This window comes from Caldisericum sp. (genome assembly GCF_049967455.1).
Lineage (GTDB): Bacteria > Caldisericota > Caldisericia > Caldisericales > Caldisericaceae > Caldisericum > Caldisericum exile_A.
Genome location: NZ_JBMFSR010000066.1, coordinates 1 through 3,896, shown reverse-complemented (window position 1 = coordinate 3,896; position 3,896 = coordinate 1). Strand labels below are relative to the sequence as shown.

Here is a 3,896-nt window from a genome sequence, read left to right as displayed (position 1 = left end):
TATCAAATGTCTTTTCGGATTGCAAATAAGTATAACTTTATCCAGGAATCCTGTTTAGTAAGCCATGGCTTAAATTTGCTCAAGAAAACAGGCATCATGTTTTTCTCTTTCCAACATCAATACATACAAACATCGCCTTCTCAATTTCTTGCTTCATACACCTTCATCTCCTTTCTCTTCCTTCCGAAGAGTTAGGCATTTGCCCCTACACTTCTACCACCACAGCCTTGTTTCAAAAAAGAGATTTACCTCAAAAGACACTCCCAACTTAGTTAACAGTATTTCAGGTAGAAGGCAGGAGAAGCAGTCTTATTTAAGGGATAAGGAAAACCTTTCCCAAGGAGGAAACAGCTTTCTCTTGCCTTCTCTTAGGGAGCAACATATTAATGCTTTTAATAAGGCTAATAGAAAGATAGATTTTAGACCTATCTACTCTATAGTATAAACATATTATACAAGGAGGTGGAAATGAGGATTGGGAAGTATGTAAGATTTTTGACTTTTGATGATAGAATTTTTGCCTATAATGGCGATAAACGGCGGTTTATGTGAGGTAGAACAGACAGTCTATGAGAAAATAACGGAAGGAAGATTTGATGAAATAAGGTTAGTAGATCCAACTATTTATAATGAGCTTAGAAAAACCTTTTACATTGTCTCTGATGATTTTGATGAACTTTCATTTGTAAAATATCAGACATGGAAATCGAAATTTAAAAACGATGTTTTTGCTATGACTATTGCGCCAACTATGGATTGCAATTTTAAATGCTTTTATTGTTACCAACAGGATTATAAACAACCTGAATATATGAGTAAGGAAACTGCAGATAAGGTAATCTCCTTTATTAAGCAACTAATTAACCAAAATACTAAAGTTTCGGTAGCGTGGTATGGTGGCGAACCCTTGAATGCAATATTAAGATTGTACAAGTTACTATCGATGGTCCTCGAGAAGTAAATGATAGAAGACGTCCTCACAAAAATGGTGGTCCTGTTTATGATATAATTGTAAAGAATTTAAAAGACAATGCACATTTTTTTGAGCGAATATCAGTTAGAATTAATGTAGACAAAACGAATGAGAGGTTTATTTCAGATTTGCTAGAAGAATTAAAAAGTATGCCCAATAATATTCATCCATACTTGGCACCTCTACATACTGATAACGTATCAAATGTTACTTTCTCTGGAATATGCTACGATTCCAAAGATTTCGGGCTAGAGGTTGAAAACCGACCTGAACTTGTTGGTCTTCTAAAGTATCCCCAGCCAAATTATGGAGTTTGTGGTGCTACAAAAGAGAATTCTTTTTGTGTAGATCCTGAGGGTTACCTGTATAAATGTTGGAATGAAGTAGGTCAGAAAGAGAAAAGCATAGGCAGTGTCGAATCTGGTATAACAAATTACGAAAGATACTTAAAGTGGATTACATTTGACCCTTCCAACTATTCTGAATGCGGAGAGTGTCCTATATTACCGATATGCAATGCTGGCGGCTGTCCTTACAGGATACTATTTCCCGAGGAAACGGGCCACGCAAAAGAATGTCTATCAGACAAGTTTAATTTGGAAAAGAATAACTACAATTATAAAATATTGTAAAAAGTCATAGGGAGGTTCGAAGTGACGCAAATTTTGATGGAAAATGTGAGTTTTAAATTTGGAAGATCCTTTAGAATCTTGGAAAATTTTTCATTAGAGGTAAAGAAAGGGGAGTTATTGTATCTGGAAGGTCAAAACGCTTCAGGGAAAAGTACTGTTTTGAAAATCTTATTGGGCATAATAAAACCAGACCAGGGTATAGTGAAAATTTTGGATAAAAATCCTTATTACAATCCTGAAGTATTGAAAAAAGTGGGTGCTGTCGTCGATGGAATGGGTTTCTACGTCGATTTGAGTTTAAAAGAAAATGTTCTGCTATTTGCAAAAGAAAAGGGCATAAATGACGAAAGTGTGAAGATGCTTGAGAATTATATAAAAATGTGGAATATTGATTTTGAAACTATTTACAAAAAATCATCTCATGGGATGAGAAAGATAGCACAACTCACTTTTTCTATTATGGGAGATCCTGAAATCCTTATATGGGACGAGCCAGAACTTGCTCTTGATGAAAAGCGACAGGAGGTTTTACTAAATTTAGTAAAGGACTACAAATCCAGACAAAAAACACTTGTTATTGCAGGGACAAACCCTAATTTCTATGGAAATCTTATTGATAAAACAGTTCACAAGGAGGTAATACTATGAAGATTCTATTTAAGCAAAAACATTGGATAGTGGTACAAACAATATTTTTTATCTTAGCTATATTGGCGTCAATTGGTTTTATGAAAGAGGTTGATAAACCGGTAGGTGGTCTTGCAATAGGTTTACATACGATTGCTAACACACATGAGTACGCAATTCCAATTCTTTTTATTCTATTTTCAGACCTTATATTCAATGTTGAGTATGTGTACGGAACATTTCTTTCACATTTATTGTGTGGCCAGAGCAGGAGAAGGTGGATGTTAAAAAAATCAATAAGCTTTTATATCTTTATCCTGCTTCAATTTTCAATCACATTTATTGCTGTGTCTTTAGTCTCAGGCTTAATTTTAGGACACATTGGATTTGAGGGATTAAAAAGTGTAGATAGTGAATTGTACCAGATGAGTACAATTAACATCATTAAAGCAATAGGCCTAAATATTCTGAAGACATTTATTTTTGTAAGTATTGCAGTGTTTGTATCAACTCTTTTCCCTCACAAACTTGTTATTGGAAGCGTTACATCGATAGGACTATTTTTTATCATGGTAAAAATTATGAGTATCCTTCACGAAGTGAACTCGAATAAAAAACTTTTTGATCTCATCGTTAGGAGTTTTTTTCTTGAAAATCCAACGAAATCTGCCATAATTCTTGGAGTTTTCTGGTTTTTATTCTTCACCTGGCTCTCCATTGAACGTGTAAGTAGAATTGAAATTGTAAACCGTTGAGAGTGAATTATGAAAAGTTTGTTTAAGCAAAAACAGTGGATATTTATGCAGGCAGTATTTGCGGTTTTGGGTATACTAACAGGCATAATTGTGAAAGATATTACTAAAGGCCCTGCTGGTGGACTTGCAATAGGTTTTCATTATATAAGCAGTACTACAGAATATGCTGTTCCAATTCTTTTTATTCTCTTTTCAGATCTTATGTTTAGCGTGGAATATGTTCAGGGAACTTTCTTGACGCATCTATTGTGCGGTCAAAGTAGAACAGAATGGATGAAAAAACGATTTCTAAACTTTTATCTCTTTTTGCTTGTTCAATTTGTAATAATGTTTTTTGTTTTGTCAATCTCAGCGGGTCTTATAACTGGGCACTTTGGTCTTGAAGGTGTAAATAAGATGATATTACAGAATATCCAATTAGTAGACTTTTTAAAAGAAGATGGCAAGGCAATAAGTTCAAATATCTTGAAAACTCTTTTGTTTGTTAGCTTTGGAGTGTTTGTATCAACTCTTTTCCCTCACAAACTTGTTATTGGAAGTATTACTTCTATTGGAATGGTTCTTTTATACTTTAAATCTTTAATTTTACTAAGCCATATGTTCAAAGGAAATGAAGCTGTAATACATATCTTAGAAATAATTTCAATACAGGACCTAAAAAGTCCATGGTCCTGGTTGTTCGGAATCTTCGTATTTTTAATCTTTACATGGTTAGCCACAGAAAATGTTAAAAGAATAGAGATTCCCAATCAGAGAGTTTAGAAGAATTATCTCAGAAGTGTTTAGAAGAGTTTATGGATAAAATCCCCGGTGCTAAAAGTGAGATTACCTCAGAGGTAATTGGGGACCTGTTACTCTTGGTGTTGCCCTTGGAGTTATTGCAGAAATATGTACCTTAATTTCTCCATT

Annotated in this window: 5 protein-coding genes; all 5 read left to right on the top strand. The window is 34.1% G+C overall.

The window, feature by feature from the left end:
* Positions 1-505 precede the first annotated feature (505 nt).
* The gene (locus ACP5SP_RS07545) at positions 506-961 is read left to right on the top strand and encodes a radical SAM protein (protein ID WP_428076421.1); all 456 of its coding nucleotides are present in this window, start codon (positions 506-508) and stop codon (positions 959-961) included.
* Positions 962-1,101: 140 nt separating this feature from the next.
* Positions 1,102-1,605 carry an SPASM domain-containing protein gene (locus ACP5SP_RS07540; protein WP_428076419.1) on the top strand — a complete coding sequence of 168 codons (504 nt, stop codon included), beginning with the start codon at positions 1,102-1,104 and terminating at the stop codon, positions 1,603-1,605.
* Positions 1,606-1,626: 21 nt separating this feature from the next.
* Positions 1,627-2,253, top strand: a complete 627-nt coding sequence (locus ACP5SP_RS07535; RefSeq protein WP_416085569.1) for an ATP-binding cassette domain-containing protein — start codon at positions 1,627-1,629, stop codon at positions 2,251-2,253.
* Positions 2,250-2,987, top strand: coding sequence for a hypothetical protein (locus ACP5SP_RS07530; protein WP_428076416.1), 738 nt, complete (start codon positions 2,250-2,252; stop codon positions 2,985-2,987). Before ACP5SP_RS07535 ends, ACP5SP_RS07530 begins: the two co-directional genes overlap by 4 nt.
* 9 nt (positions 2,988-2,996) lie before the next feature.
* On the top strand, positions 2,997-3,749 hold the full coding sequence (locus ACP5SP_RS07525) for a hypothetical protein (RefSeq protein WP_428076414.1): 753 nt from the start codon (positions 2,997-2,999) through the stop codon (positions 3,747-3,749).
* Positions 3,750-3,896: the final 147 nt, after the last annotated feature.

What these genes read in the sequence shown, in the direction of transcription:
- ACP5SP_RS07530 (WP_428076416.1), top strand. Translation starts at nt 2,250, where the DNA reads ATGAAGATTCTATTTAAGCAAAAACATTGGATAGTGGTACAAACAATA.
- ACP5SP_RS07545 (WP_428076421.1), top strand. Translation starts at nt 506, where the DNA reads ATGATAGAATTTTTGCCTATAATGGCGATAAACGGCGGTTTATGTGAG.
- ACP5SP_RS07525 (WP_428076414.1), top strand. Translation starts at nt 2,997, where the DNA reads ATGAAAAGTTTGTTTAAGCAAAAACAGTGGATATTTATGCAGGCAGTA.